The following is a 25986-nucleotide window of genomic DNA, read 5'->3' as shown; positions in this document are numbered from 1 at the left end:
ACGCTGTGTAACCGGCCCCCGGAGCAGGCATATGCGCAGGTCAGTGCGGATATTCGGAGACTTCGCCGACCCCCGTGCTCAACGGGAGGGCTGCCGGTCCGCCGCCGGATCGACCGTCGCCTGATGAGCCTCGGCCAGATGCTCCTCCGCCTTCAGCCAGGGCAGGAACTGGGCGCCTCTGCGCCAGCCGCACGTGTCGCATCTGATCGTGCGCTGCACCCCCGTGCGCTGGACCCGGACGACGTGCTCCCGGCCGTGCTGGTCCCAGCGGCTGACCTTGCTCGTGCTGTTGCCCTGCGGCATGACGCCTCACGTCTCCTCGGCTCCTGTGGCACACCCCGGCCGGGACAGGAGTGTGCAGCAAGACGAACATCAACAGGGGGAGCTTCACGTGGAGTTGTCCAAGCCGTGGCCGGAGTCGTCCCGGCCCGGCCCCGGCTCAGCCGACCTCGCGCGGCAGCCGCAGGCTGAGCAGCCCGGTCAGCACGACCCCGGCCAACTGCACCAGCAGCGTGATGACCAGCGCGTCCCGCATGCCCATGCTCGACGTGAGGGTGAGGAACAGGGTGCCGAGCGTGGCCACGCCGAGGGCGAGCGCGGACTGCTGCGTGGTGACCATCACACCACTGCCGACACCGGCCCGGGCCGGCGGCACCTCGGACATCACGATCCGGAAGACATTGGGCAGTTGGAGCGCCTGCCCGGCACCGGCCACGGCGGCGCCCGGCAGCAGCGAGCCGAAGTCCAGGTGCGGCCAGTCCCGCCAGGCGGCCAGCACGATCAGCAGCACGCCCACCCCCTGGATCACCGAGCCGGCGGTGACGACCCGGGTGCCGTGACGGGCCGTCAGCCGGGGCCCGGCGAGGGAGGTGAACAGGAACACCACGGCCATCGGCGCGAGCGCGAGCCCGGCCGCCACCGGACCGAGTCCCGCGCCCTTCTGCAGGGCCAGCGCGATGACGAACATGAACCCGCTGAAGCCGATCGAGAACGGCAGGATCAGGATCAGACCGCGCCGCAGCGAGGCCAGCGCCAGCAGGCTCGGCGGCACCAGCGGGGTCCGCCCCGCCCGGTCGGCCCGCCGTTCCACGGCCCAGAAGGCGCCGGCGGCGAACGGGAACGCGGCCAGCGACAGCCACGTCCACAGCGGCCAGCCCGCGGCGCGGCCCTCGGTGAGCGGGGCGAGCAGCGTCAGCAGGGACGCCGCCAGCAGGACCGTGCCGGGCCCGTCGACGGGCTCGGGGTGCTGCGACCGGGTCTCGGGTACGACCCGCACGGCGAGGAGCAGGCCGAGGCCGACCACGGGTACGTTGACGAGGAACACCGCGCGCCAGCCGGTGCCGGCGACATCGGCGGCGACGAGCACCCCGCCGAGTATCTGCCCGGCGACCATGGACAGTCCGGCGGTCGCCCCGTACAGGCTCATGGCCCTGGCGCGGCGCGCGCCGCGCGTGGTGGCCTGGATGGTGGCGAGCACCTGCGGCAGCATCGCGGCGGCCGAGGCGCCCTGCGCGACCCGCGCCGCGACCAGGCTCCAGGCGTCGGGCGCCAGCCCGCAGGCCAGCGAGGTCAGTCCGAACGCGGCCATTCCGCCGAGGAACAGCCGGCGCCGCCCGAACAGGTCGCCGAGCCGCCCGCCGAGCACCAGCAGCACGGCGTACGCGACGCCGTACCCGGCCACCACCAGCTCCAGCACGGCCTCGCTCGCGGCGAGGTCGGTGCCGATGGTCGGCAGGGCGACGTTGACGATGAAGAAATCGACGAGCGGCAGTGCCGCGGCCAGCAGTACGGTGAACAGCCCGGGCCCGCCGAGTGCGGGTGGTGCGGCCGTCGTTCGGACGGCCGGGATGGTGACGGTTTCACTCATGCCCCCGAGCCTGCGCCGCCGCACAGACTGGTACCAGAGTGTCCTCATCCTGGTACAAGAAGTACCTGGCAACAGGATGACGGGGCAGGCACCCTGGAACCATGACCACCATGGCCACGGACCGCAGGACGCCCGCCACTCAGCCGACGCTCCGCGGCTCGGAGATCCGGCGGCACGAGCTGGCCGCCTTCCTGCGCAGCCGCCGCGAGCGCATCGGCCCCGAGCAGGTGGGCCTGCCGCGCGGGGCCCGGCGCCGTACCCCGGGACTGCGCCGGGAGGAGGTCGCCCAGCTCTCCGCGGTCGGCGTCACCTGGTACACGTGGCTCGAACAGGCCCGTGACATCCAGGTCTCCGTGCAGGTCCTGGACGCCCTGGCCCGCACCCTGATGCTGGACGCCAGCGAACGCGCCCATCTCTTCCAGCTGGCCGGCGCCATCGATCCGACGCCCGCCGCGAGCTGCCCGAGCGTCACCCCGGCCCTGCGCGCGATGCTGCGCCAACTGGAGCCGATCCCGGCCTGCATCCAGAACAGCCGGTACGACATCCTCGCCTACAACCTCACCTACGGCCGCCTCCTCGGCGACCTGGACGCGATACCGGCGGAGGACCGCAACTGCATCCTCCTCACGTACACGAACAAGGACTGGCAGTCCTCGGTCGTCCACCTGGAGCAGACCCAGCGCCTGATGGCCGCCCGCCTGCGCGCGTCCATGGCCGGCCATCTCGGCGAGCCGGCCTGGAAGATGCTGCTGAAGCGCCTGCAGACGGAGTCCCCCGACTTCCGTGAGAACTGGGAGCGTTACGAGGTCGTCGCCGCCCGCACCAAGACCAAGGAGTTCCTCAACGCCCATGTGGGCCACCTCAAGTTGGAGCACACGGACCTGTGGCTCGGCCCCGAACAGGGCGCCCGCATGGTGACGTACACCCCCGCCGACGAGCAGACCCGCGAGCGCCTGGAGAGGCTCCACGACATCGCCCGCGGGGCCGTTGCCGGGGCCGCCAGAGCATCCTGAGGAGGCGGCCCTCCTTCGCCCCGAAGGGGCGCGGGGCCGTATCGATGTGCGGCTCCGCCGCGTGGGCGCGACCGGCCATAACGGCGCCGCACCCGAACGACGGCACAGCGCGGCCCTTCCAGCGGAGCGCTCAGGCTCCGACCGTCTGGCGGATCTCCGCGGACTCCAGGGTCTCGGCCGTGCGTTCCGCGGTGCGGTGGGCCCAGTGGCCGCTGGTGAGGAGGCCGAGGACGAGCACGGCCAGGCCACAGACAGTGAGGATCCACCAGCCGGGGCGGGCCGCCGAGACGAAGGCCTGCTTCATGGGCGACGAGCCGATACCGGAGGCCAGGACCGCGCCGACCACCGCGACGCCGAGCGTCTGGCCCAGCTGCCGGCTCGTGGAGGCGACCGCGGCGGCGACCCCGGCCTGGGCGCGCGGCATGCCGGAGACGGCCGTGTTGGTGATCGGCGCGTTCACGAAGCCGAAGCCGATGCCGAACAGGACGTAGCCGACGAGGAGGGTGGTGTTCGAGGTCTCCGCCTCGAAGGCCGCGAAGAGGACGCCGCTCGCCGTCATCGCCGTACCGGCGACCAGCAGGGGCAGGCGGGGCCCGCGGCTGCCCACCAGGCGGCCGGACAGCGGCGCGCACAGGAACGTCGGCGCCGCCATCGGCAGCATCCACAGGCCCGCGTGCAGGGCGTCGAGACCGCGGACGTTCTGCAGATAGAGCGTGGACAGGAAGAGGAAGCCGCCCAGCGCCGCGAACGCGCTGATCGCTATCACCGTGGCGCCACTGAACGGCGCCGAGCGGAAGAAGCGCAGGTCGATGAGGGGTTCGGTGCGCCGGGGCTCGTACCAGAGCAGGCCGAGCAGGGCCACGAAGGCGATCGCCATGAACGGGGCCACCGCGCTCAGGCCCGAGTCCGGGGCCTCGATGATGCCGTACGTCAGCGCGCCGAACAGGGCGATGACCAGCAGCTGGCCGACCGGATCGGGACGGCGGGCCTTGGGCGCGCGGGACTCGGGGACGAAGCGGAGGGTGAGCAGGAGCGCCGCGAGGCCGACCGGGAGGTTGATCCAGAAGATCGCGCGCCAGCTCACCGACTGCACCAGCAGACCGCCGACCAGCGGGCCGGCCGCCATGGAGATGCCGACCACCGCGCCCCAGACGCCGATCGCACGGGCCCGCTCCCGGGAGTCGGTGAAGGTGTTGGTGATGATCGACATGGCGACCGGGTTGAGCATCGAGCCGCCGATCGCCTGCACCATCCGGAACACCACCAGCAGCGACAGGCTCGGCGCGAGCGAGCACAGCAGCGAGCCGATGGAGAAGATCACCAGGCCGGACATGAATACCCGCTTGCGGCCGATCCGGTCGGCCGTCGAGCCCGCGAGCATCAGCAGCGAGGCGAGCACCAGGGTGTAGGCGTCGATCGTCCACTGCAGGCCGGAGGTGGTGGCGTGCAGATCGCGCTGCATGGACGGCAGCGCCACGTTCAGCACGGTGTTGTCCAGGCTCACGATCAGCAGGCTCATGCAGCAGATCGCGAGCACGAGGAGGCGACGGCGGTGGCTCAGCTCAGGCATGGCTTCAATCGTACGCGTATTTCGATAGTGCGTCTAACTAATAGTATGGCTAATTGATGGGCACTACACGATCATTCGAGCGCCCCTCCCAGCGGCTGCCCCAGTACCCGCGGCAGCCGAAGGTCAAGCACGCCCAGCCTCACGGTCGGCCGTAGACCGAGCTGCCCGCGGGGTGAGGGACAATGGGTGCTTGCCCTGTGCTGTACATCCGTCCCGGAGTCGTCTGATGACCACCCACCCGCTCTCCATCGGCCCGCACGCCGTGACGCCGCCCGTCGTGCTCGCACCCATGGCGGGGATCACCAACGCGCCCTTCCGCACCCTGTGCAGGGAGTTCAGCGACGGCAAGGGCCTGTTCGTCAGCGAGATGATCACGACCCGGGCGCTGGTCGAGCGCAACGAGAAGACCATGCAGCTGATCAGGTTCGACGCGAGCGAGACGCCGCGTTCGATCCAGCTGTACGGCGTCGACCCGGCGACCGTCGGCAAGGCCGTCCGCATGATCGCGGAGGAGGACCTGGCCGACCACATCGACCTGAACTTCGGCTGCCCGGTCCCCAAGGTGACCCGCAAGGGCGGCGGCTCGGCCCTGCCGTACAAGCGGAACCTGCTGCGGGCCATCCTGCGCGAGGCGGTCAGCGGCGCCGGGGACCTCCCGGTCACGATGAAGATGCGCAAGGGCATCGACGACGACCACATCACCTTCCTCGACGCCGGTCGCATCGCCGTCGAGGAGGGCGTCACGGCGATCGCCCTGCACGGCCGCACGGCCGCCCAGCACTACGGCGGCACGGCCGACTGGGACGCCATCGCCCGGCTGAAGGAGCACGTCCCGGAGATCCCCGTGCTCGGCAACGGCGACATCTGGTCGGCCGAGGACGCGCTGCGGATGGTGCGGGAGACGGGCTGCGACGGGGTCGTGGTCGGGCGCGGCTGCCTGGGGCGGCCGTGGCTGTTCGCCGACCTGGTCGCCGCCTTCGAGGGGCGTACGTCCTTCGCGCGGCCGACGCTCCGGGAAGTCGCCGACGTCATGGTCCGGCACGCCACCCTGCTCGGGGAGTGGATCGGCGACGAGTCCAAGGGCGTGGTGGACTTCCGCAAGCACGTCGCCTGGTACCTGAAGGGCTTCGCGGTCGGCTCCGAGATGCGGGGGCGGCTGGCGATCACGTCCTCGCTGCACGAACTGCGCGCCGGGCTGGACGAGTTGGACCTCGACCAGCCGTGGCCCACCGGCGCGGACGGGCCGCGCGGCCGTACGTCCGGCAACAACCGCGTGGTGCTGCCGGACGGCTGGCTGAAGGACCCGTACGACTGCGCGGGGGTCGGCGAGGACGCGGAGCTGGACACGTCGGGCGGCTGATCAGTTCTTCTTCGGATGCGGTGTCGAGCCGAAGGCCGACAGGAAGCGGTCGCGGAAGGCGCTCATCTTCCAGACCGGTGCGGTGTGCGCGGGGCGGAGGCCGTCGGTCCAGCCCCAGCCGGCGATCTTGTCGAGGACCGTGGGGTCCTTGGCGACGATCGAGACCGGCACGTCACGGCTGGCATGGTTGCCGCTGGCGTGGGCGTTCGGCTGGTGGTCGCCGAGGAAGACCAGCACGGTGTCCTTCGTGCCGTACCGCTCCAGCCACTCGGTCAGCGCCGTCACCGTGTACTGGACGGACTTGCCGTACTCCTCCTTGGTGTGCGTGTCGTCGGTGAGCGTGTAGGAGGACGGGTGGCCCGCCTTCTCGATGCCGTTGAAGATGGAGCCGTCGCCCAGCTGGTCCCAGCCGACCATCTTCGGGATCGGCGCCCAGGGCGTGTGGCTGGAGGTCAGGATGAGCAGCGACATCCGTGACTTGCCGGCGGCGGGCTGCTTGCTGTGCACCCGGTCCTGGAACTGCTGGAGCGTGTACTGGTCCGGCATGGTCGACCAGCTGAACTTCGGTCCCTTGTAGCCGAGTTGGAAGGCGTTGTAGACCTTGTCCAGGCCGTACCACTTCTGCTCCGGCCACGCCTTCTGCACACCCGGCATCACCCCGACCGTGTCGAAGGCGCCCGTCTTCTTGAACGCGTCGGTCAGGCTCATGTGGTCGCTCGCCATGACCGTGCGATAGCGCTGCTGGTTGCTGATCCACAGGCCCGACATGGTGGTGGAGTGCCCGAGCCAGCTGCTACCGCCGTAGGTCGCCGAGGTCAGCCATCCGCTCTTGGCGTGGAAGCCCGCCTTGGCCAGGGCCTTGGTGCGGGCGTCGAGGGTGGCGTCGACACCGGGCGCCATGATCGGGTCCTCGACGGCGCTGCGCCCGTAGCTCTCGATGAACGTGAAGACCATGTCCTTGCCCCGCAAATCCGGGACCAGCTGGCTGCCCGGTGTGTTCCCAAAGGCGTCGACCCTGGCCACCTTCCGGAACTCCGCCTCGTCCTTGAGCGTGTTCGAGATCCGGTGGACCTGGTCCTTCAGGGCGTTCGCGGTGCTGTCGGCGGCGAGCGGCACGCCGGACAGCTGGAGGCCGAGGGAGGAGCAGGTGATCCACACGACCCCGGCGACCAGCGTGCCCCGGGTCGCGGTGGCGGGGTGCCGGGCGAGCAGATTGCTCAGCCGGACCATCGACAGCGCCAGCAGGACGAAGACCGACAGCACGAGGACGATCACACCGGCTACGGCGACGAGGGTGGCCGTACGGCCGTAGGAGTCCTCCAGATACGACTCCGCGTCGCCGAACAGGCTCCAGTCGAGCACGACGTTGAAGCCACGGCCGAGGTACTGGTTGAACCCCGCATCGAGCAGGTTCAGCATGGCCATCGCGGCGAGCGCCACCCCGGACACCACGGCCAGCGCCACCCGCGGCCGCCGGGGCAGCGCGATCATCACCGCGGCCCCGATCACGGCCTCCGCCGGTATCCGCAAAAACCTGGAAGGGTGCAGGTCGGCCACGGAGCTGGGCATCACCAGCGCGGCGACGACGAGCATGGCGGCGACCACGGTGACCGTGGCGGACAGCGCCTGAGCACCGGCCGGATGCTCCGCCCGCCACCTTCCCGTCCACGTGGACCAGGCGGTCCAGGGACGCCGGAGCCGGGCAGTCCACGGGCGCCGGGCGGGCTGCGGGCCGGGTATGGGTTCGGGCGACGCCTCCGGCTCGGCCTCCTCGGCTTCTGCGGCGGCTGATTCGCGCGTGCTCATGTCCTGGGACAACCCGGCGTCCTTCCCTGCGAGACCCGATCTGCCGTCCCGTACGGCCACTTCGCCACGCCTGTTCACAAGCACCGGGCAAACACCTGGCAAACGGTCGGTGCGCCAGTCCGAGGGGCGCGGGGCTGTGTCGATATGCGGCTTCGCCGCGCGGGCGCGACAAGCCACAACGAACCCGCGGTCGACAACGGCGCTAGGCACCCCCGACCGCTGTCAACAGCGCGAGCGGCACCGCAGCCGACCGTGACTCCCGCACACACGCATGCGGATACGGCACCGGCTCCGGATGCGTGTCCCTCCCGTACCCGGCCAGCACCTCCGGCAGCCGATGCCCCGCAACCGACGCCGCGTCCATCAGCGCACGCGCCACCGCCCGGGCCTCGTCATGCAGTCCGTACCGCGCGAGCCCCAACGTGATCAGCGCGTTGTCATGCGGCCACACAGAACCCCGGTGATAGGACAGCGGGTGGTACGCCGCCTGCCCCGCGGCCAGCGTCCGCACACCCCACCCGGAGAAGAAGTCCGGCTCCAGCAGCCGCCGGCCCACCACCTCGCCGTACTCCTTGTCCAGCAGCCCGGACCACAGCAGATGCCCGGCGTCGGACGCCAGTGCGTCGATCCGGTGGCCCTCGCCGTCCAGCGCGAGCGCCGGGAAGGACTGCTCCCGCATCCAGAAGTCCCGCTGGAACCGGTCCCGCAGGTCGGCGGCGGCCTGCTCCAGCAGGGCGCCGTACGTCTCGTCGCCCCACGCCGTCCGCGCCAGCCACGCGGTGCGGCGCAGCGCGTCGTACGCGTAGCCCTGCGCGCCCGCCGCCATCACCGCGCCGGTCGGCCGGGTGCCGTCGGCGCAGCAGATCGCGCCGGGGGAGTCCTTCCAGTTCTGGTTGGCGAGGCCGCCCTCGTCGGCGCGGTAGACGAGGTAGCCGCGCGAGGTCAGGCCGCCGTGGTCCAGCATCCAGCCGACGGCGGCACGCGCGTGCGGCTCCAGCCGCCGGGCCGGGCCGGTGTCCCCGGTCTGCTCGACGTACGCGCCGAGCAGGATCAGGAACAGCGGGGTCGCGTCGACCGAGCCGTAGTACCGGCCGAACGGCACCTGCCCGAAGTGCGCCAGCTCGCCGTGCCGTACCTCGTGCACGATCTTGCCGGGCTGGGCGAGCGGGGACGGGCCGCTGCCGGTGGCCTGGGTCGCGGCGAGCGCGGGCAGCGTGGCGGCGGCCAGTTCGGGGCGGTACGGCAGTGCGAACAGGGAGGTGAGCAGGGCGTCCCGGGCCAGGAGGGCGAGGAACCAGGGGGCGCCGCCGGCCGGGACGCGCAGTTCCTCGCCGTCGGGCCCGCGCGCCGGCACCTGGAGCGCCGCCAGGTCGGCGAGGCCCCGCGCGCAGGCCGCCGCCAGTTCCGGCCAGCCGGTCGGGAAGGCCACGCCCTCCACGAACTCACCTTCCAGCACGCGGAGTTGCTCACGCACGGAGGCCGGGTCGCGGGGTACGCGCAGGGCGCGTTTCTCGCGGTGCGGGCGGGCGATCACGCGGAGCAGCAACTCGGTCGTGCCGTGCGGTGGCAGATCGAGGGTCCACACCAGGCGGCGGGCACCCGTGCCGGTCTCCTCCACGGCGTCGGGAGCCGGGTCGGCGGTGATGGTCGTACGGGACTGCCACTCGGCGCGCCGGTAGGTGAACTCGATGCCGTCGTCGAGGACTTCGCGGGAGCGCACGGCGCCGGGCTTGGCGTAGGTGCGGTGGTCGGAGCGGAGTTCGAACTGGTCGGTGAAGTCCGCGTCGGCGGTGAGGGCGAGCCGGACGGTGGTCGGCACCGGGCGGTTGCTGGTCACCCGCAGCGATTCGACGAACGAGCTGTCGCCGACGGCCTGTCGGCGGAAGAGGGTGTGCGCGGGAGGCTCCTGCCGGCCGCCGCGCGGGACCAGGACGCAGCGGGCCGCGTCACCGTCGGTCACCGGGGTCAGCACCTCGGGCACGGCGCCGTCGACGGTGAGCTGCCAGCGGCTGAGGTGCCGGGCGTCCCGTACGAACAACCCGTCCGGGGAGCCGCTGCCCCGGACCCCGCTGATGTCGCCCCGGTCGCCCACGGCGGCGAACGTCGCCCCGTGCACGAGCAGATGATGCCGGTCCGTCATGCCCGGTCGCCTCCTTCTTCACTTCTGTCGAACGTGCCGGTGGCCGCCTCGGACACGCCCTCGCGGGTGCCCTTGGGAAGGTCTTTGTGCAGCTCGTGGTGCAGGTCGAGGGCGAGCGCGGCGGTCCAGCCGAAGCCGGTCGCGCCGCAGGCCTCGCCGGTGTACGGGTCGACGTACTCCGCGAAACCGGTGGCTTCGGCGAGCTGCAGCACGGCCGCGCGCAGCGCGTCGGCCCGCTCCCGCTCGCCGTGCACGCGCAGGCCCCGCTCCAGCAGCCAGCTCGTGTTGAACCAGGCCGGCCCGCGCCAGTACCGGTGCGGATCGAAGGCCTCGCCGAGCAGGTCGTAACTGGGCACGAGCCGGGTCCGCCCGCCGAGCCCGAAGTGCGGCCCGCACAGGGTGCGCACGAGCGCGTCGACGACCTCGCGCGGCAGCCCGGGGAGGAGCAACGGCACCAGCCCGGAGACACTCCGCTCACGGATCGGTCCGTCGGCGTGCAGGTCCCGGCACAGGAACATCGCGGCCGCCGGGTCCCACAGCCGCTCCGCCAGCACCTCGGTCAGCCGTTCGGCGCGTGCGTGCCGGGCGGTGCCGGAGGCGCCGAGTTCCTCGGCGATCCTGGCCAGCGCGTGTTCGGAGGCGATGAGCAGGGCGTTGAACGCCGGGTCCTCCACGGCGAATTCACCGCCGCCGCCTCTGTTCCTCGCGCCCCCGTGCCTTCCGCCCGTCCCGTCCCCGTGCCTTCCGCCTGTCCCGTCCCTGTACCCCGCGTCCCGGTAGTCGGCGGCCAGCCGCACGTACCGTCCGTAGTCCAGATCCGTCGGCCGGTCCTCGGGCGACCCGTGGGCGAGGTCGGCGCGGCGGAAGGAGCGGGCCGGGGCGGGGGTGATCCGGGCGAGCGGGGCGTCCCAGCAGGGGCTGTTGTCCATGCCCTGCTCCCAGGGGTGGACCACGGACACCAGCCCCGCGCCGCCCAGGTCCCGACGGTGCAGCAGATAGCGGTGCCAGGCGGCCAGCCGCGGGTACACCCGGGCCAGGAAGCCGCGGGCGCGCGACAGCCCGGGGTCGGCGCGGTGCACCAGCCAGGCCGCGAGCGCGTGCACCGGTGGCTGCACGATCCCCGACGTCTGTACGGTGCGCGGAGCGCCCGCCGCGCGACCTGCGGTGGAGGAGCGCCAGAAGTCGGGGCTGGGGAAGTAGGCGTCGAGCGGTACGGAGGGGTTGAAGACGATGTGCGGGACGCGCCCGTCTGCCCACTGCGCGGCCAGCAGTGTCTCCAGCTCGGTCTGGGCCCGCAGCGGCGAGACATGCCGCAGGCCGATCGCGATGAAAGCCGAGTCCCAGGACCACTGGTGCGGATACAGGCTGCGGGAGGGGACCGTCGAGGCGCCCGTCCAGTTCGCGTCGAGCACCCGGGCCGCCCGGACGGGCAGGGAACAGCCGGAGAGCGGGGGATCACCCGCGGTCTCGTCCTTCGCGGGCTCCGCGGGACGGACGGTGAGCTGCGTGCTGAGATCCACTCGGGGCTCCCCGAAGACGAAGACACCCGGCCGGGCCGACCGGGTTTGGTGGTAACCGTCGTAGAGTTACGTCTATTTAACACGCAAAACTCAATATGTAATGCAGGCTTGGGAAACACAAGGGGGTGCGCATGACCGAACGTCCGGGAAGAAACGGGAAGACCGGCGCTCCGGCCGGCGCCGGCGAGCTGCTCGAACTCGTCCGCAGCGGACGGGCGGTGACGCGCGGTGCGCTCCAGCAGGCGACCGGACTGTCCCGCGCGACCGTCGGGCAGCGCCTGGACCGCCTCTTCCGGGCCGGCTGGCTGCGCGAGGGCGCCGGCGGCCCGGTCGACTCGCCGCTCGGCGGCCGTCCCTCCATCACCCTGGAGTTCGACGACTCCCACGCCGTCGTCCTCGCCGCCGACCTGGACACCCGGCACGCCCGCGCGGCCGTACTCTCCCTGACCGGCGAGATCCTCGCCGAGCACTCGGGGACGCTCGTGATCGGGGACGGCCCGGAGGCCGTACTGCCCGAACTGAGCCGCTGGTTCGGCGAGTTGCTGAAGAAGACCGGGCGTCCGCCGGCGGAGGTCTGCGGCATCGGGCTCGCCGTGCCCGGCCCGGTGGACACCGGGACCGGCCGGGTGGTGCAGCCGCCGATGATGCCGGGCTGGGACGGCTATGACCTGGCGGGCCGTCTCTCCCGCGCCTTCACCGAACACACCGGTGCCCCGGTGGTCCCCGTCCTGGTCGACAACGACGCGAACCTCATGGCGTACGGCGAACAGCGCGCCGGCCACCCCGACTGCGCGGCCTTCGTCCTGGTCAAGGTGTCCACCGGCATCGGCGCCGGGGTGGTCGTGGACGGCTCGATCTACCGGGGCATCGACGGCGGCGCCGGCGACATCGGGCACATCCGGGTCGGCGCGGACGCGCTGTGCCGCTGCGGTTCGCACGGCTGTCTCGCCGCCGTCGCGAGCGGGGGCGCCGTAGCCCGGCGGCTGGCCGAGAGCGGGGTGCCGGCCGCGTCCGGCGCGGACGTACGGGATCTGCTGGCCGCCGGGCATCCGGAGGCGGCGGCGCTGGCCCGGGAGGCGGGGCGGCGGGTCGGTGACGTACTGGCGACGGTGGTGACCCTGCTGAACCCCGGGGTGCTGATGATCGCGGGCGACCTGGCCGGGACCCCCTTCCTCACCGGCGTCCGGGAACTTCTCTACCAGCGGGCGCTGCCGCGCTCCACGGCGCACCTCCAGGTCGTGACCTCCCGGCTGGGGGAGCGGGCCGCGCTCATCGGAGCGGGGGCGCTGGTCGTGGAACACCTCTACGCGCCGGAGCGGGCGGAGGAGCGGCTGCGGGCACTGGGTGTCTGAGGCGGGCGTGTGACGTGGGTGTTTCCGGGTACCGGGAAGCGGTCCGCATGGTGAAATCCGGCGGGCTGTGGCAGCGTGATTCTCGCCACCCTTGATAAGGGTTGCGCTCAGATGAGCGGATCATGAGCGACTGCACTTCTCCAAGGGGTGGCACTGGGTGCCACCCCTTGATCGTTCATCGATCGAAATCAGACGTGCGGGATGCCCGCTCATCTGAGCGAAAAACCCAGCCTCTGGGCATACTTGCGTTCAAGAAGTGAAGACATCTGGCGGTGCTTGCTTGCCAAGCCTTGACTTTCGATCCGCTGGCGGACGAGTGGTTACGGGCTCATGACGCGCAAGTGGACGTACCCATGCGCCTTCGATCTGGGTATGTTCCTCGCCGTCAGGGCAGCCACCGTGGCCTCAAGGAGTCGAGACCCGTGTCGGAAAACAAAGAACCCCACGTAGTGAAGTTCGTTTACGACTTCACCGAGGGCAACAAGGACCTCAAGGACCTCCTCGGCGGCAAGGGCGCCAACCTCGCCGAGATGACCAACCTCGGTCTGCCGGTCCCTCCCGGCTTCACCATCACCACCGAGGCCTGCAAGGTCTACCTGGACAGCGGTGAGGAGCCCGCGGCGCTGCGTGACGAGGTGAGTGCGCACCTCGACGCCCTCGAGTCCCGCATGGGCAAGAAGCTCGGCCAGCCCGACAACCCTCTTCTGGTGTCGGTCCGTTCCGGCGCGAAGTTCTCCATGCCCGGCATGATGGACACGGTCCTGAACATCGGCCTGTCCGACAAGTCGGTGCAGGGCCTGGCCAAGCAGGCCGGCGACGACCGGTTCGCCTGGGACTCCTACCGGCGCCTGATCCAGATGTTCGGCAAGACCGTCCTCGGCGTCGACGGCGACCTCTTCGAGGAGGCCCTCGAGGCGGCCAAGGAGGCCAAGAAGGTCACGGTCGACACCGACCTGGAGGCCGCCGACCTGAAGAAGCTGGTCACCAAGTTCAAGAAGATCGTCAAGGCGGAGGCCGGCCGGGACTTCCCGCAGGACCCGCGCGAGCAGATGGACCTCGCCATCAAGGCGGTCTTCGATTCCTGGAACGGCGACCGCGCCAAGCTCTACCGCCGCCAGGAGCGCATCCCGCACGACCTCGGTACGGCCGTCAACGTCTGCTCCATGGTCTTCGGCAACCTCGGCCCCGACTCCGGCACGGGCGTCGCCTTCACCCGTGACCCCGCCTCCGGCCACCAGGGCGTCTACGGCGACTACCTGCAGAACGCCCAGGGCGAGGACGTCGTCGCCGGCATCCGCAACACCGTCCCGCTCGCGGAGCTGGAGTCGATCGACAAGAAGTCGTACGACCAGCTCATGCAGATCATGGAGACGCTGGAGAACCACTACAAGGACCTGTGCGACATCGAGTTCACGATCGAGCGCGGTCAGCTGTGGATGCTCCAGACCCGCGTGGGCAAGCGCACGGCGGGCGCCGCCTTCCGCATCGCGACCCAGCTGGTCGACCAGGGCCTGATCGACGAGACGGAGGCGCTCCAGCGCGTCACCGGCGCCCAGCTGGCCCAGCTGATGTTCCCGCGCTTCGACGAGCAGGCGAAGGTCGACAAGGTGGCGCGCGGCATCGCCGCATCACCCGGCGCCGCGGTGGGCCGGGCGGTCTTCGACTCCTACACGGCCGTCAAGTGGTCCCGCTCGGGCGAGAAGGTCATCCTGGTCCGCCGCGAGACGAACCCGGACGACCTGGACGGCATGATCGCGGCGGAGGGCATCCTGACGTCGCGCGGCGGCAAGACCTCCCACGCCGCCGTGGTGGCCCGTGGCATGGGCAAGACGTGTGTGTGCGGCGCGGAGGAGCTGGAGGTCGACACCAAGCGCCGTCGCATGACGGTCCCCGGCGGCCACGTCGTCGAGGAAGGCGACGTGATCTCCATCGACGGCTCCTCCGGCAAGGTCTACCTGGGCGAGGTCCCGGTGGTCCCGTCCCCCGTGGTCGAGTACTTCGAGGGCCGGATGCACCCGGGCGCCGACGACGCGGACGAGCTGGTCGAGGCGGTCCACCGCATGATGGCCTTCGCCGACCGCAAGCGCCGCCTGCGGGTGCGCGCCAACGCGGACAACGCGGAGGACGCGCTGCGCGCCCGCCGCTTCGGCGCCCAGGGCATCGGCCTGTGCCGCACGGAGCACATGTTCCTCGGCGAGCGCCGTGAGATGGTCGAGAAGCTGATCCTCGCGGACACGGAGGAGGAGCGCGAGGCGGCCCTGTCGGACCTGCTCCCCCTCCAGAAGTCGGACTTCGTCGAGCTCTTCGAGGCGATGGACGGCCTCCCGGTGACGATCCGTCTCCTGGACCCGCCGCTGCACGAGTTCCTCCCTGACATCACCGAGCTGTCGGTCCGCGTGGCCCTGGCCGAGTCCCGCCAGGAACCGCACGAGAACGAGCTCCGCCTGCTCCAGGCGGTACACCGCCTGCACGAGCAGAACCCGATGCTCGGCCTGCGCGGCGTCCGCCTCGGCCTGGTCATCCCCGGCCTGTTCACGATGCAGGTCCGCGCGATCGCCGAGGCGGCGGCGGAACGCAAGTCCGCGAAGGGCGACCCGCGCGCGGAGATCATGATCCCGCTCGTCGGCACGGTCCAGGAGCTGGAGATCGTCCGCGAGGAGGCCGACAAGGTCATCGCGGAGGTCGAGGCGGCGACGGGTACGGCGCTGAAGCTGGCGATCGGCACGATGATCGAACTCCCGCGAGCCGCCCTGACGGCGGGACAGATCGCCGAGGCGGCGGAGTTCTTCAGCTTCGGCACGAACGACCTGACGCAGACGGTGTGGGGCTTCAGCCGCGACGACGTCGAAGCCTCCTTCTTCACCGCGTACCTGGAGAAGGGCATCTTCGGCGTCAGCCCCTTCGAGACGATCGACAGGGACGGCGTCGGCTCCCTGGTGAAGTCGGCGGCGGAGGCGGGCCGGCGTACCCGCCCCGACCTGAAGCTCGGCGTCTGCGGCGAGCACGGCGGTGACCCCGAGTCCGTCCACTTCTTCCACGAGGTCGGCCTGGACTACGTCTCCTGCTCCCCCTTCCGCATCCCCGTGGCCCGCCTCGAGGCAGGCCGCGCGGCAACCCAGTCGGTGGGCAGCGACCACCGCTAGGCCCTCAGGGGCCCCGTGAACCCCGGAGCCGCCGCTGGTCCCCGACCCTCACCGATCGGCGGCGGCTCCGGCGCACGAAAGAGGAGAGGCGACACCCTGTGCGGGGGTGCCGCCTCTCCGTGCATCGTCTGTGGTCCGAAGCCGTGGTGCCCTCGTCGTGCCCTCCAGTCGGTTCTCCGGTCTAGGGTCGCCCGCATGGCTGAGCCCTCCTTCCTGACCGCCGTCCGTGAGTCGTACGACACGGTCGCCGCCGATTACGTCGAACGCGTCCCGCCTCCAGCCGAGATGGACCCGCTGTCACGCGCGATGCTGGCGGGGTTCGCCGAACTCGTGCGGACGGCCGGTCTGGGGCCGGTCGCGGACCTGGGGTGCGGCCCCGGACGCGTGACGGCGCACCTGGCCGGGCTGGGAGTGTCCGCCTTCGGCGTCGATCTGTCACCGAAGATGATCGGGCTGGCCCGGCACGCCTATCCGAACCTGCGGTTCACCGCGGGCTCGATGACCGCGCTGGAGATGAGGGACGACGACCTCGGCGGCATCCTGGCCTGGTACTCCACCCACCACACGCCCCCGCAGTGGCTGCCGGCGGTGTTCGCCGAGTTCCACCGCACGCTCGCGCCCGGCGGCTACCTGCTCTGGGGAGACTATGTCGGCGATGAACGGCTGCAGCCCACCCAGGGCTATGGCCGTCCGGTGTCCTACGAGTCGTATCTCGTGCCCCTGAACCGCGTGATCGGCCTGCTGGAGCAGGCCGGACTCGTCGTCACCGCGAGGCTGGAGCAGGAGCCTGGCGGACGGGTGAGCAGACCGCACGCCTGCCTGCTGGCCCGCAAGCCCGAAAAGCCCGGTGACCTTTGGCGGTTGTCAAAGGGAATGCCGGCAGAGGCGACGTTTCTATCGGAGCAGCGAGAGGCAAGGTAGGTCGCTATTTGCGGGAATGGGTAGCCGCTACGTGCGGGGCGCTTATGGCTTTAAAGGCGCGTCACCGCATACCAGGCCAAGGCTTACGGCCCGTCAGCCATTGCACAACAGGATCCCGGCCCGATTACGGCGGGCCGGGATCCTGTATTGTGCGCCTAGCCGGAGGGCGCCGGCCCGATTCCGGTGGGCCGGCGTTCTCCAGCATGTGCATCAGGCAGCTGCTGGCATTATTTGCCGAATCCGCCGCCCTCGCCGAATCCGCCGCCTTCGCCGAATCCGCCGCCCTCGCCATGGCGACAGATGACGCGGAAGCTGGCGATGACTCCGTTCTTTACCTTCACGCCGTCCTCGTCCTCGTGGTGTTCACCCTTCTCGTGGTGCTCGCCCTTCTCGTGGCGTTCACCCTTCTCGTCGTGCTCGCCCTTCTCGCGGTGTTCACCCTTCTCGTCGTGCTCGCCCTTCTCGCGGTGTTCACCCTTCTCGTGGTGCTCGCCCTTCTCGTGGTGCTCGCGCTCCTCGCAGTTCTCGTTCTCGTGCTCGCGCTCGCGCTCGTCCTCGTCCCTGAACTTCGGGCAGACACCGTTGGCGTCGCTGTGGGGGCCGACGATGGCGATGGGGGCGCCGTTGTCGCAGACGGCCCCGCGGAAGACCTCGACCACGTTGCGGCTGTCGTTGCGGATGTTGAGAGTCTTGGCACCCAGGCCGCTGACGACGGTGATGCAGCCGTCGGGGCGGCCGGAGTATTCGCGCTCGTTGATGAAGACCCTGCCCTCGAAGTGGGGGCGGAACTCCCTTCCTCCTCTTCTTTCGTTGCCCTTGCCTTCGGTGTTGGGGGTGCTGGGGCCGCCGAGCGGTGCCGCCATGGCAGCCGCCGGGGCGGACTGGGGAACCGGCGGTGAGGCGGCCGAGGCGTAGGTGATACCAGTCGCGGTCAGGGCCGCGGCGGCTGCGACGGCCGTGGCGATCGCGTGGGAACGGTTCATGGACATGCCGCTTGTTCTCCTTCTGAGACCGAGAGGGAAGCGCCCGCTGTGGCAGACGGTGCGTGATTGAACGTACTAACACCTCTTATTGCTGTCATATCGAGCAAATCGGGATCTCGGTTTCGTGGGACTGATCGGGTATACGGAGGCCCTCCATCCCGCTCCGAAGCAGAGCTGATGAGCCAGCAACCTCCGTGCCAATAGGCGGAGTTGAGCGGCAGTTAGCCCTTGCGGGTGATCTTCTGACATCTAGTCACCCGCAATGGTGGTGGGTCGCCGGGAAGCATCGGCGAGTCGCTGCTTGACATGCGGCCCGGTGCTGATCCGGCGGGACTGAGAGGGGGGAGTCGCTCGGGGCGGTACCTGGTGTGGGTGCCGCCCCTTCGGCTCTTCCGCCCCCTCTCAGAAGGTGCCCGCGACGTTCACCGGCCCGATCTGGAAGACGCCCGAACAGGTCGTCCAGGAGGCCGGGACCAGGATCGCGGTGCGAGAGGCCGGTGGGTAGACCCGCAGGTAGGCGCCGGCGCGCAGGCAGGGGCCGCCCACCGGGCCGTTGGTGGTGCGGGCTATCGCCGACGCCGAATGGGCGGGGGCGAGGGTGACCGTGCCGTACGAGCGGCCGCTGCGGGTGGCGGCCGGGCCAATCTGGTGGTGCGCGGTGTCCAGGACGCTGGCGCCCGGGTAGCCGCGCAGGGCGCAGCTGGTCGTGCTGGTGTTGGTGAACCGGATGGGCCAGTACAGCGAGCCCGCCGCGCCTTCCTTGCGGCCCATGGAGAGGTAGAGGTCGCTGACGGCGCAGGTCCGGACGGTGGCCGAGGTCCGTGCCGCCGCCGGGGTCGCGCTCCACGCGGCTCCCGCGGCCGTGAGGCCGAGGAGCGCGGCGGTCAGTGCGGCCGCCGGGCCGCGCCTGGGGAGTGTCCGGGGCGTCCGGAGTGCCCGGAGGGCTCTCCGAGGGCGAGGGCTCGGATGATCGGGGAAATTCAGATACGGAAACATGACACATCCGCCTCCATCGGGCGAACGGGTGGATGCAGGTCACTGGGTTGGATGCACCCTGGGGCGGAAAAGTTGTGCATCGCCGCCCCGAGACGGCCCGCCGCCCACCGCCTGCGGCCCGCCGCCTGCGGTCGGACATGCGTTCCAGGTGCCCGCGGCCAGCACATGCGTTCCGGGTGCCCCCCGCCCCCGCTGACACACGGCCGCAACACGCTTCGGAGTCCTGTCCTTCCCCGCGGCGAGGGCCTTGCCGCGCTGTTCCTCGAGCAGCCGGACGGTCTCCGCCGACGGCTCGGGCCGCCGTCCGGCGACGACGACCCGGGCTCCCTCGGCGGCGAGCGCGAGGGCAAGGATCCGGCCGATGCCGGATCCCGCGCCGGTGACGAGGGCCGTCCGGCTGGAGAAGCGAGGCATGAGGACCTGCTTTTGTGGAACGATCGGTTCAGTATGAGGCCGGGAAAAGCGCCCTCCGGGGGAGGGTGTCCGTCTAGTCGAGCAGTGCCAGCGCCTGCTCCGCCGCGTCCCGGACGCGGGCCGGGTCCGCCGACGCCTTGCCGACGACCCGCAGGCCCTGCATCAGCACCAGCAGGGTGCGGGACAGCGCGAGCGGATCGCGGCCGGCCGGCAACTCGCCCTGGCTCTGGGCACGGGCCAGCGCGGAGTGCAGCAGTGTCTCCAGATGGTCCCAGTTGCGCTCGACGCGCCGGGCCGCGGCCGGGTCGTGCGGGGCCAGTTCGGCGGCCGTGTTGGTGATCAGGCAGCCGTTCAGCCTCAGCCGCTCGTCGGCCGCCTCCGCCGCGTACCGTCGTACGACCGCCCGTACGGCCGGCAGGGCGGCCCCCGGCTGGGACAGCTCCCGCACGATCCGGGTGAGCCCCGACCGCTCGTAGCGCTCCAGCGCCTTGAGGTACAGCTCGTGCTTGCTCCCGAAGGTCGCGTACAGGCTCGCCCTGCCGATGCCGAGGTGCTCGACCAGCTCGGCCATCGACGTCGCCTCGTAGCCGCGCCGCCAGAACAGCTCCAGGGCTGCCTGCAGGGCGGCGTCGGGATCGAATTCCTTCGTCCTGGCCATGCGGGCAGCCTAGGGCTTACTGAAACGGTCGAGATCCAGAGAGGTCGAGGCCCGTGTCAGGCGGCCCGCACCTCGTACGCGGCCACCCGCACCTCCTCGTCGTCCAGGCACTCCCCGCTGGCCAGGTCGAAGCGCTGCTTGAGCAGGGGGGAGGCGACGAACGGGCGGTCCCGGTGGGTGCCGGTCAGGCCGCGGGAGAGGACCGCCGCGCCGGTGAAGGGGTCACGGTTGTCGACGGCGTACAGGCGGTCGGCGCGGTCGCGGAACAGGGCCACCTGGCGGCCGTCCGGCAGCAGGGCGGCCACCCCGCGGCCCGGGGTGAGCGCGCTCAGGTCGCAGGCCGTGAACCAGCCGTCGGCGAGCCGGAGTTGGACCTTCAGGTCGGTGGTCTCGACAGCCAGGGTCATCGGGCGCTTCCTTCCAGGATGTCGTCGGCGGGCCGCAGGCCGATGTTCAGCAGCGGCAGGTCGGGCTTGATCTGGTCGCGCTCGGGGACGAAGGCGACGACCGGGTCCGGGGTGTCCGGGGCGTTCACGAAGGACACGAACCGGGCGAGCTTCTCGGGGTCGTTGATGGTCTCCGCCCACTCGTCGCGGTAGTGGGCGACATGCGCCCGCATCAGCCGCTCCAGCTCGTCGCAGATGCCGAGCGAGTCGTGCACCACCACGTCCCGTACGTGGTCCAGGCCGCCCGGGATCCGCTCCAGCCAGGTCGAGGTGCGCTCCAGGCGGTCGGCCGTGCGGATGTAGAACATCAGGAAACGGTCGATCAGGCGGACCAGTTCGGCGTCGGACAGGTCCTGGGCCAGCAGGTCCGCGTGGCGCGGGGTGGCACCGCCGTTGCCGCCGACGTACAGGTTCCAGCCGTTGGCCGTGGCGATCACACCGAAGTCCTTCGACTGGGCCTCGGCGCACTCGCGCTGGCAGCCGGAGACCGCCGACTTCAGCTTGTGCGGGGAGCGCAGGCCCCGGTAGCGCAGCTCCAGGTCGATCGCCATCCGGACCGAGTCCTGGACACCGTAACGGCACCAGGTGGAGCCGACGCAGGACTTCACGGTGCGCAGCGCCTTGCCGTACGCGTGGCCCGACTCGAAGCCGGCGTCCACCAAGCGGGCCCAGATCAGCGGGAGCTGCTCCACCCGCGCGCCGAACATGTCGATCCGCTGGCCGCCGGTGATCTTCGTGTAGAGGCCGAAGTCCCGGGCGATCTCGCCGATCACGATCAGCTTCTCGGGCGCGATCTCGCCGCCGGGGATGCGCGGCACGACCGAGTACGAGCCGTTCTTCTGCAGGTTGGCGAGGAAGTGGTCGTTGGTGTCCTGCAGGGCCGCCTGCTCGCCGTCCAGGACATAGCCGCTCGCGCCGATCGTCGGGGCGAGGGAGGCGATGATCGAGCCGACCGCCGGCTTGCAGACCTCACAGCCGTCGCCGCCCCGGGCGCCCGCACGGCCGTACCGGTCCAGCAGGTCCTGGTACGACGTGATGCGCAGCGCGAGGACGATCTCGTACAGCTCCTCGCGGGTCTGGGCGAAGCAGCCGCACAGGCCCTTGTCGACCTCGACGCCGGACGCCTCCAGCTCGGCGTTGACGAGCTGGCCGAGCACCTTGACGCAACTTCCGCAGCCGGTACCGGCCTTGGTGCACTTCTTCACATCGGGCACGGTGGTGCACCTGTGCTCCGTGACCGCGCCGCGGATCGTGCCCTTGCTGACGTTGTGGCAGGAGCAGATGACCGCCTCGTCCGGCAGGGCGGACGGGCCGAGCTGGGCCCCCGAGCCCGCTCCGGCGGGCAGGACGAGCGACTCGGGGGAAACAGGGGGCACCGAACCGGTCAGCGCGCGCAGGGTGCCGTACGCCTCCGCGTCACCGACCAGGATGCCGCCGAGCAGTGTGCCGTCCGGGCCGATGACCAGCCTCTTGTACAGGCCGGCGCGGGAGTCGGAGTAGACGACGTCCAGGCAGTCCTCGGTGGTGCCGTGCGCGTCGCCGAAGGACGCCACGTCCACGCCGAGCAGCTTCAGCTTGGTGGACAGGTCGGCGCCGGCGAAAGCGGCTTCGTCGGAGGCGATCGTCGCCGCGGCCGTCTGCGCCTGCTCGTAGCCGGGGGCCACCAGGCCGTACACCCGCCCGTCCGCCGCCAGCGCGCACTCGCCGATCGCGAAGACGTGCGGATCGCTGACCGTACGGCACTGCTCGTCGACCGTGATGCCGCCGCGCTCGCCGACCGCGAGGCCGCAGTCGCGGGCCAGCTGGTCGCGGGGCCGCACGCCCGCGCTGAACACCACCATGTCGGCGGCGAGTTCGGAACCGTCGGACAGCTTCATGCCGCTGACCGAGCCGTCCGCACAGGTGAGGATCTCCTGCGTGCCCACACCCGTGTGCACGGTCAGGCCCATGCCCTCGATGGTCCGCAGCAGCGCCGCGCCACCGCCCTCGTCGACCTGTACGGGCATCAGCCGCGGCGCGAACTCCACGATGTGCGTGGTCAGTCCGAGGCCCTTCAGCGCGCCGGCCGCCTCAAGGCCGAGCAGTCCGCCGCCGACCACGGCGCCGGTCGTCGCCCGCGTCCTCGCGTACTCCTCGATGGCGAGCAGGTCCTCGATCGTGCGGTAGGCGAAACAGCCCTCGGCGTCCTTGTTCGGGACCGGCGGCACGAACGGGTACGAGCCGGTGGCCAGGACGAGGGTGTCGTACCCGAAGACCCGGCCGGACCCGGCCGTGACCGTCCTCGCCTCGCGGTCGATCGTCTGAGCCGGGTCGCCGACGTACAGCTCGATGCCGTGGTCCTTGATGAACCCCATGTCGGTCATGGAGAGGTCCTCGGGGGTCTTGCCCGAGAAGTACGAGGTGAGCTGCACGCGGTCGTACGCCGGTCGCGGCTCCTCGCACAGCACGACCACGCGGTGCGTGGCGGTCAGGCCGCGCTCGGCCAGCGCTTCGAGGAAGCGCTGGCCGACCATGCCGTGGCCGACGAGCACGATCGTGGGGGTGGTGTCCGTGGACATCAGGAGCCTCCGTCGTTGGTGAGCAGGTGGAGCAGCGGGCCGCCGTCGGTCGGGAGCGGCTCTGCTCCCTCCCAGGCGCGGGCTAGCGCGCCGACGGTGCCGAGTTCGCCGACGAGGACCCCGCCGACCAGCCGGTCGTCGCGGACGACGACCTTGCGGTACGTGCCGCGGGTGGCGTCGGCGAGCCGTACGACGTCGTCGCCGGGGCGCGCCTCGGTCTCGCCGAACGCGGCCAGGTCGAAGGGGGAGCCCGGTCCGGTGAGGGTCAGCCGGGTCAGGGAGCGGGTGCCGCAATAGCGCGCGTCCGGGTCTCCGGCGAGCAACTCGGCGAGAGCGTCCGCCTGTTCCAGCGCCGGGACCGCCAGGCCGTAGACCGTGCCGTCGTGCTGGACGCAGTCGCCGACCGCGTGGATGTGCGGGTCGGAGGTGCGCAGTTCGTCGTCGACGAGGATGCCCTTGTGCACGGCGAGACCGGCCTGTTCGGCGAGTGAGGCGCGCGGGCGCACCCCGCAGGCGACCACGACGAGGTCGGCGTCCAGGGCGTATCCGTCGGCCATCTCCACCGAGCGGACCGCCCCCGCGACCGAGCGCACGTCCCGCACCCGGCACTCGGTGTGCACCTCGACGCCCAGGTCGGTGAGGTGCCGCAGCACCAGCCGCGAGGCGTCCGGGTCGAGCTGGCGCTCCATGAGACGCTCGGCCTGCTGGGCGAGGACGACCTGGGCGCCGCGCACGGCGAGCGCGCGGGCGGCGGACACGCCGAGCAGCCCGCCCCCGATGACGACCGCGCGCACACCCGGCCGGACCGCCTTGGCCAGCCCCAGGCAGTCGTCCATCGTCCGGAACGCGTGGACGCCCTCGGGGAGTTGGTGATCCGGGGTGAACAGACCGCGCAGCGGCGGCAGCACCGGATTGGATCCGGTGGCGAGAACCAGCGTGTCGTATGCGATCGAGGAGCCGTCGGCGCACTCGACGCTCCGGGCGGCCCGGTCGATACCGGTGACCCGGGCGCGCAGCAGGCCCTCGGGCGCCGGCAGGCCGATCACCTCGGGGGCGTACCGGCCGGCCAGCACCTCGGCGAGCAGCACCCGGTTGTACGGCGGGTGCTCCTCCTCGCCGACGAGCAGCGCGGGCGTGCCCAGCTCGCCGAGCCGCTGGGCGAGCCGTACGCCCGCGAGGCCGGCGCCGATCACCACCACACGCGTATTCGAGGTCATGCCCTTGAGCGTGCGGTCCGGACGTTACCCGGTCGCATCACGTCTGTTTCCCGTGAGGAACGCTGCCCTCAGCGGGGGCGGCCGGGGGGTGTGAGGGGTCCGTGCGCGGGCGGGGGAGGGCTGTGAGGAGGCGCGGGCCGGTTCCCGGCGGGGCAGCAGGTTCACCAGCCGGTGGTGTCCGGCGGTCGCCGCTCGCCGGGGCGCGCTGCTGAACGAGGTGCCGGCGCCGCTCGGGGTGCGGGGGAGGGAGCATGCCCTCGGCGGTGAACCGGCACACTAGTGTGCCGAAGGGGCGCGGCTCCCGGTCAGGTGTGCGAAGACCACCACGTTGCCCTGGTAGCCGGTGGTCCTGGAGTAGCCGCCGCCGCAGGTGATGACGCGGAGTTCGGGGCGGGGCGCCGCGCCGTAGACCTTCTCGTCGGGGAAGTTGCTCGCCGCGTAGACCTCCACCGCGTCCACGGTGAACACGGCCACGGAGCGGTCCCGGCGATCCACCTCGATGCGGGCGCCCCGTTTCAGCGCGCCCAGGTCGTAGAAGACGGCGGGGCCCTCGGTGTTGTCGACATGACCGGCGACGATCGCGGTGCCCGTCTCGCCGGGTATGGTGCCGGCCTCGTACCAGCCGGCCAGGTTCTTGTTCTGGGCCGGGGGGACGTCCAGGCTGCCGGACCGGGTGAGGGCGAGGCCCATCAGCGGGGCGTTCACGCGTATCTCGGGTATGCGGATGCGGGTCGGCGGGGACGGGGCGAGGGCGGGTGCCGCGAGCCGGTCACCCCCCGGTTCCGGGCGCCCCTCGACCGCGGCGGGCTGCGGCGGCGCGTGCGTCCCGGAGCCACCTCCGAGCAGCCACACCCCGGAGCCGAGGGCCACGACGGTGACCGCGGCTATCGCGGTGTCGCCGAGCCTGTCGCGCGTGGTTCTGGTGCGCATACGAACACCTCTCCCGGAGGCGGGGGCCTCCGTGGGCCGGTGGGCGGACCTCCGTGGGCTTGGAGGCCGGACCTCGGTGGGCCGGTGGGCGGACCCTGCGTGGGCCTGGAGGCCGGGACCTCCATGGAGCGGAGGCCTGGCCGTGCGCCGTGGCTGGACCCCGGAAGGCCCGGAGTCTGGCCTCCGTGGGCTGGAGGTTGGACCCCGGAAGGACCTGGGGGCCGGGCCTCCGTGGGCCGGAGGCCGGAACCCCGAGGACCGGGAGTCCGGATCTCCGTGGGTCGGAGGTTGGACCCCGGAAGGGCCGGGCGGCCTGGCCTCCGTGGGTTGGAGGCCCCATCGGCCCCCTCCCCCTCCGGGCCGCGAGGGGCGTCGGACCCGGAGGGGGCGGGCTGTGCGGTACCGGCTGACGGACAGCGGAGGGTGTCCGTCAGATCCCGTCGCCTCTCGCCCGGCGATGCAGGAGCCAGGTACCGCCCGCGGCGGCGACGGCCAGCGCCGCCACACCCGCCGCGGTCTGCACGGGGCCGGCGCCGAGTGCGCCGCCGACCCCCGTCTTCACACTTCCCCGCGGCTGCACCTGCTCGTGCGCCGCGCTCAACGCCACCACCAGGTCGCCGGTGACCTGCCGGGTGCCCTCGGAACACTTGGCGACGATCTCGTACGTCCCCGGCTGCGCGCTCTCGGGCACCTGGAACTGCCCGATCGCCTCGCCCTTGTGCGAGCTGGGCGCCAGCGTGAAGGTGCCGGCGCCGACCGCGCCGGCGTCCCCGATCGCCGAGCCCTTGTCGCCGCACGCGGCCGTGTTGACCGTGACCTGGCCGCCGGGCACCACGTTGGAGGGGTACACGTCCAGGCTGCCGGTGCCGGCCCAGGCGGGTGCGGCGGCCGCCATGACGAGCGCGGCACCCGACAGCAGGCGAGCGGTGCGTCGCATGGTGGCTCCCAGGGCTCTCGTCTCGGTCTCTTCGTTTCCGAGGTAAGCCGCAGTCCGGGATTTCCGCTCCCTGATGATTCGTCAGAAATACGGTGAACGGGTGTCGCCCCCGACCCCCACATGGTCTACCCCCGCCGCGTTCTGGCAGGTCACAG

At 71.5% G+C, this 25986-nt stretch carries 19 protein-coding genes and 1 pseudogene; 5 read left to right on the top strand and 15 right to left on the bottom strand.

Features of this window, described 5'->3' with window-relative positions; all coding sequences use genetic code 11:
• Positions 1 to 78: 78 nt before the first annotated feature.
• A complete protein-coding gene (locus tag ACFYOH_RS07440) occupies positions 79 to 303 on the bottom strand; it encodes a hypothetical protein (RefSeq protein ID WP_228620312.1) in 225 nt (74 codons plus the stop codon).
• Positions 304 to 439: 136 nt separating this feature from the next.
• A complete protein-coding gene (locus tag ACFYOH_RS07435) occupies positions 440 to 1867 on the bottom strand; it encodes an MFS transporter (RefSeq protein WP_388622108.1) in 1428 nt (475 codons plus the stop codon).
• Positions 1868 to 1968: 101 nt separating this feature from the next.
• Between ACFYOH_RS07435 and ACFYOH_RS07430 the strand changes: the two genes are divergently transcribed.
• Entirely contained in the window at positions 1969 to 2880 is a 912-nt protein-coding gene (locus ACFYOH_RS07430) for a helix-turn-helix transcriptional regulator (protein ID WP_388622106.1), read from the top strand.
• 130 nt (positions 2881 to 3010) lie between these two features.
• On the opposite strand, the gene ACFYOH_RS07425 is transcribed toward ACFYOH_RS07430, so the two are convergent.
• A complete protein-coding gene (locus ACFYOH_RS07425; protein WP_388622104.1) occupies positions 3011 to 4450 on the bottom strand; it encodes an MFS transporter in 1440 nt (479 codons plus the stop codon).
• A gap of 226 nt (positions 4451 to 4676) precedes the next feature.
• Between ACFYOH_RS07425 and dusB the strand changes: the two genes are divergently transcribed.
• A complete protein-coding gene (gene dusB, locus ACFYOH_RS07420; protein ID WP_388622102.1) occupies positions 4677 to 5810 on the top strand; it encodes a tRNA dihydrouridine synthase DusB in 1134 nt (377 codons plus the stop codon).
• On the opposite strand, the gene ACFYOH_RS07415 is transcribed toward dusB, so the two are convergent.
• From ACFYOH_RS07415 to ACFYOH_RS07405, 3 genes are all read right to left on the bottom strand, one after another.
• Positions 5811 to 7616 carry a CDP-alcohol phosphatidyltransferase gene (locus ACFYOH_RS07415; protein ID WP_388622101.1) on the bottom strand — a complete coding sequence of 602 codons (1806 nt, stop codon included), beginning with the start codon at positions 7614 to 7616 and terminating at the stop codon, positions 5811 to 5813.
• A 202-nt stretch (positions 7617 to 7818) separates the two neighbouring features.
• Complete coding sequence (locus tag ACFYOH_RS07410; protein ID WP_388622099.1) at positions 7819 to 9756, bottom strand: glycogen debranching N-terminal domain-containing protein; 1938 nt, start codon at positions 9754 to 9756, stop codon at positions 7819 to 7821.
• Positions 9753 to 11276 carry a hypothetical protein gene (locus tag ACFYOH_RS07405; protein WP_388622098.1) on the bottom strand — a complete coding sequence of 508 codons (1524 nt, stop codon included), beginning with the start codon at positions 11274 to 11276 and terminating at the stop codon, positions 9753 to 9755. The genes ACFYOH_RS07410 and ACFYOH_RS07405 overlap by 4 nt, the downstream gene beginning before the upstream one ends.
• 131 nt (positions 11277 to 11407) lie before the next feature.
• On the opposite strand from ACFYOH_RS07405, the gene ACFYOH_RS07400 reads away from it, so the two are divergent.
• From ACFYOH_RS07400 to ACFYOH_RS07390, 3 genes are all read left to right on the top strand, one after another.
• On the top strand, positions 11408 to 12628 hold the full coding sequence (locus tag ACFYOH_RS07400; RefSeq protein ID WP_388622096.1) for an ROK family protein: 1221 nt from the start codon (positions 11408 to 11410) through the stop codon (positions 12626 to 12628).
• A gap of 422 nt (positions 12629 to 13050) precedes the next feature.
• Positions 13051 to 15771, top strand: a complete 2721-nt coding sequence (gene ppdK / locus ACFYOH_RS07395; RefSeq protein WP_388622095.1) for a pyruvate, phosphate dikinase — start codon at positions 13051 to 13053, stop codon at positions 15769 to 15771.
• Between the two features lie 195 nt (positions 15772 to 15966).
• Positions 15967 to 16692 carry a class I SAM-dependent methyltransferase gene (locus ACFYOH_RS07390; RefSeq protein WP_388622093.1) on the top strand — a complete coding sequence of 242 codons (726 nt, stop codon included), beginning with the start codon at positions 15967 to 15969 and terminating at the stop codon, positions 16690 to 16692.
• A 227-nt stretch (positions 16693 to 16919) separates the two neighbouring features.
• Here ACFYOH_RS07390 and ACFYOH_RS07385 read toward each other — a convergent pair whose 3' ends face one another.
• The 9 genes and pseudogenes from ACFYOH_RS07385 to ACFYOH_RS07345 form a co-directional block, all read right to left on the bottom strand.
• Entirely contained in the window at positions 16920 to 17681 is a 762-nt protein-coding gene (locus tag ACFYOH_RS07385; protein WP_388622091.1) for a hypothetical protein, read from the bottom strand.
• A gap of 396 nt (positions 17682 to 18077) precedes the next feature.
• Complete coding sequence (locus ACFYOH_RS07380) at positions 18078 to 18671, bottom strand: DUF4232 domain-containing protein (RefSeq protein ID WP_388622089.1); 594 nt, start codon at positions 18669 to 18671, stop codon at positions 18078 to 18080.
• Between the two features lie 225 nt (positions 18672 to 18896).
• Positions 18897 to 19085 (bottom strand): annotated as a pseudogene (locus ACFYOH_RS07375) (SDR family NAD(P)-dependent oxidoreductase); the annotation flags it as partial.
• Positions 19086 to 19158: 73 nt separating this feature from the next.
• Positions 19159 to 19743 (bottom strand): TetR/AcrR family transcriptional regulator, encoded by a 585-nt coding sequence (locus ACFYOH_RS07370; protein ID WP_388622087.1) that lies wholly within the window; start codon positions 19741 to 19743, stop codon positions 19159 to 19161.
• A gap of 56 nt (positions 19744 to 19799) precedes the next feature.
• Positions 19800 to 20150 (bottom strand): nitrite reductase small subunit NirD, encoded by a 351-nt coding sequence (gene nirD / locus ACFYOH_RS07365; protein ID WP_388622085.1) that lies wholly within the window; start codon positions 20148 to 20150, stop codon positions 19800 to 19802.
• Positions 20147 to 22747, bottom strand: coding sequence for a nitrite reductase large subunit NirB (gene nirB, locus ACFYOH_RS07360; protein ID WP_388622084.1), 2601 nt, complete (start codon positions 22745 to 22747; stop codon positions 20147 to 20149). The genes nirD and nirB overlap by 4 nt, the downstream gene beginning before the upstream one ends.
• Complete coding sequence (locus ACFYOH_RS07355; protein ID WP_388622082.1) at positions 22747 to 23964, bottom strand: NAD(P)/FAD-dependent oxidoreductase; 1218 nt, start codon at positions 23962 to 23964, stop codon at positions 22747 to 22749. The genes nirB and ACFYOH_RS07355 overlap by 1 nt, the downstream gene beginning before the upstream one ends.
• A 276-nt stretch (positions 23965 to 24240) precedes the next feature.
• The gene (locus ACFYOH_RS07350; protein ID WP_388622080.1) at positions 24241 to 24894 is read right to left on the bottom strand and encodes a class F sortase; all 654 of its coding nucleotides are present in this window, start codon (positions 24892 to 24894) and stop codon (positions 24241 to 24243) included.
• A gap of 430 nt (positions 24895 to 25324) precedes the next feature.
• Positions 25325 to 25831 (bottom strand): hypothetical protein, encoded by a 507-nt coding sequence (locus ACFYOH_RS07345; RefSeq protein ID WP_388622078.1) that lies wholly within the window; start codon positions 25829 to 25831, stop codon positions 25325 to 25327.
• Between the last annotated feature and the right edge of the window lie 155 nt (positions 25832 to 25986).

This window comes from Streptomyces sp. NPDC007856 (assembly GCF_042868225.1).
Lineage (GTDB): Bacteria > Actinomycetota > Actinomycetes > Streptomycetales > Streptomycetaceae > Streptomyces.
The sequence above is the reverse complement of the archived record's forward strand: the minus strand, read 5'-3'. Positions and strand labels throughout refer to the sequence as shown.

Coding starts and splice junctions, on each gene's coding strand:
- ACFYOH_RS07370 (WP_388622087.1), bottom strand. CDS start 19,743: ATGGCCAGGACGAAGGAATTCGATCCCGACGCCGCCCTGCAGGCAGCC.
- ACFYOH_RS07400 (WP_388622096.1), top strand. CDS start 11,408: ATGACCGAACGTCCGGGAAGAAACGGGAAGACCGGCGCTCCGGCCGGC.
- ACFYOH_RS07380 (WP_388622089.1), bottom strand. CDS start 18,671: ATGTTTCCGTATCTGAATTTCCCCGATCATCCGAGCCCTCGCCCTCGG.
- ACFYOH_RS07355 (WP_388622082.1), bottom strand. CDS start 23,964: ATGACCTCGAATACGCGTGTGGTGGTGATCGGCGCCGGCCTCGCGGGC.
- ACFYOH_RS07390 (WP_388622093.1), top strand. CDS start 15,967: ATGGCTGAGCCCTCCTTCCTGACCGCCGTCCGTGAGTCGTACGACACG.
- nirB (WP_388622084.1), bottom strand. CDS start 22,747: ATGTCCACGGACACCACCCCCACGATCGTGCTCGTCGGCCACGGCATG.
- ACFYOH_RS07435 (WP_388622108.1), bottom strand. CDS start 1,867: ATGAGTGAAACCGTCACCATCCCGGCCGTCCGAACGACGGCCGCACCA.
- ACFYOH_RS07425 (WP_388622104.1), bottom strand. CDS start 4,450: ATGCCTGAGCTGAGCCACCGCCGTCGCCTCCTCGTGCTCGCGATCTGC.
- dusB (WP_388622102.1), top strand. CDS start 4,677: ATGACCACCCACCCGCTCTCCATCGGCCCGCACGCCGTGACGCCGCCC.
- ACFYOH_RS07385 (WP_388622091.1), bottom strand. CDS start 17,681: ATGTCCATGAACCGTTCCCACGCGATCGCCACGGCCGTCGCAGCCGCC.
- ACFYOH_RS07440 (WP_228620312.1), bottom strand. CDS start 303: ATGCCGCAGGGCAACAGCACGAGCAAGGTCAGCCGCTGGGACCAGCAC.
- ACFYOH_RS07345 (WP_388622078.1), bottom strand. CDS start 25,831: ATGCGACGCACCGCTCGCCTGCTGTCGGGTGCCGCGCTCGTCATGGCG.
- ACFYOH_RS07350 (WP_388622080.1), bottom strand. CDS start 24,894: ATGCGCACCAGAACCACGCGCGACAGGCTCGGCGACACCGCGATAGCC.
- ACFYOH_RS07430 (WP_388622106.1), top strand. CDS start 1,969: ATGACCACCATGGCCACGGACCGCAGGACGCCCGCCACTCAGCCGACG.
- ACFYOH_RS07410 (WP_388622099.1), bottom strand. CDS start 9,756: ATGACGGACCGGCATCATCTGCTCGTGCACGGGGCGACGTTCGCCGCC.
- nirD (WP_388622085.1), bottom strand. CDS start 20,150: ATGACCCTGGCTGTCGAGACCACCGACCTGAAGGTCCAACTCCGGCTC.
- ACFYOH_RS07415 (WP_388622101.1), bottom strand. CDS start 7,616: ATGAGCACGCGCGAATCAGCCGCCGCAGAAGCCGAGGAGGCCGAGCCG.